General features: G+C 68.7%; 3 protein-coding genes. All 3 read left to right on the top strand.

The genetic code is table 11. From position 1 onward, the window contains the following. Positions 1–655: glycoside hydrolase family 108 protein (locus EN964_RS35320; RefSeq protein WP_127277502.1), on the top strand; the 655-nt coding region annotated here is incomplete at its 5' end. Next, entirely contained in the window at positions 652–870 is a 219-nt protein-coding gene (locus EN964_RS35315) for a hypothetical protein (RefSeq protein WP_027035106.1), read from the top strand. The genes EN964_RS35320 and EN964_RS35315, both read left to right, overlap by 4 nt. 1 nt (position 871) lies before the next feature. Then, the gene (locus tag EN964_RS35310; protein ID WP_127271125.1) at positions 872–1,105 is read left to right on the top strand and encodes a hypothetical protein; all 234 of its coding nucleotides are present in this window, start codon (positions 872–874) and stop codon (positions 1,103–1,105) included. Positions 1,106–1,138 lie beyond the last annotated feature (33 nt).

Here is a 1,138-nt window from a genome sequence, read left to right as displayed (position 1 = left end):
GTCGGACAATCCGGCTGACCCCGGCGGCGCCACCATGAAGGGCGTGACGCTTGCCAGCTTCCGTCGCTATGTGAAGGCCGACGCGACGAAGGCGGATCTGCGTGCGATCAGCGACGCGCAGGTCGCCACCGTCTATCGCCGCTTCTACTGGGACGCTGTGCTCGGCGCCGAATTGCCCGATGGCGTCGACCACGCTGTGTTCGATTTCGCCGTCAACAGCGGGCCTGGCCGGGCGGCCATATATTTGCAGGCGGCCGTCGGCGTTGCGCAGGACGGGCGGATCGGACCGGTCACCGTCGCGGCGGCCAAGGCAAAGCCGGCCGGTGTGACCATCGATGCGCTTTGCGATGCGCGGCTGGCGTTCCTCAAGCGGTTGCCGACATGGGCAACATTCGGGCGCGGCTGGTCCGATCGGGTCAGGTCGGTGCGGGTTCAGGCCCTGCTGATGTCGGCGCAGCGCCCCGCGGCGCCGGTGGCCGCGCCGGCGCCGCCCAGGGCCGAGACATCGGCTGATGTGATGCCGGCGGCCCAGCCCGTGCCGCCGGCGCCCGGCGGCAAGGCGGCTGCCGCGGCCGGCATCCTCGTTCTCATGGCCGGAGCGCTCGCGGCTTTCCGGCATCACGTCGCCGATTTTTTCGGGAGCCTGTTTCGATGAGATGGTTCAACACCAATGCGCTGCACAATCTCCTCAACACGCTGATCGCCATCATCTGCGGCGGCGCGCTCGCCGGCTTCGACTGGACGCTGCTCGGCGTGAGCGACCGCACCGCGCTTCAGATCAGCGGCGCCATTGCCCTTGCCAAGATCATCATCAACGCGGTGCGTGACGGGCCGCGCGGCATGGTCGCGCCGCCGGCCAAGGAGACATGAGATGGGAACACTCACCCTCGCGCTGCTTGGCCAGGCCTGGCCGTATCTTCTGGCAATGGGCGCCGCGCTTGCCGGTGCCTGGACAGCCTATGCCAAGGGCAAGGCCAGCCAGAAGGCCAGGCAGGATGCCGCCGACGCCGCGGCGCGCACCGAAGCCCAGAAGATCGACGATGCCGTCGCCGGCCGGACGCCGGACGACAACAGAGGGAGGCTGGCCAGATGGTCAAAATCATAGCGCTCTCGCTGCTGCTGGCCGGCTGCACCACAT

It is taken from the genome of Mesorhizobium sp. M7A.F.Ca.CA.001.10.2.1 (assembly GCF_003998575.1).
GTDB lineage: Bacteria > Pseudomonadota > Alphaproteobacteria > Rhizobiales > Rhizobiaceae > Mesorhizobium.
This window is presented reverse-complemented; position numbering and strand designations above follow the sequence as displayed.

What these genes read in the sequence shown, in the direction of transcription:
- EN964_RS35315 (WP_027035106.1), top strand. Translation starts at nt 652, where the DNA reads ATGAGATGGTTCAACACCAATGCGCTGCACAATCTCCTCAACACGCTG.
- EN964_RS35310 (WP_127271125.1), top strand. Translation starts at nt 872, where the DNA reads ATGGGAACACTCACCCTCGCGCTGCTTGGCCAGGCCTGGCCGTATCTT.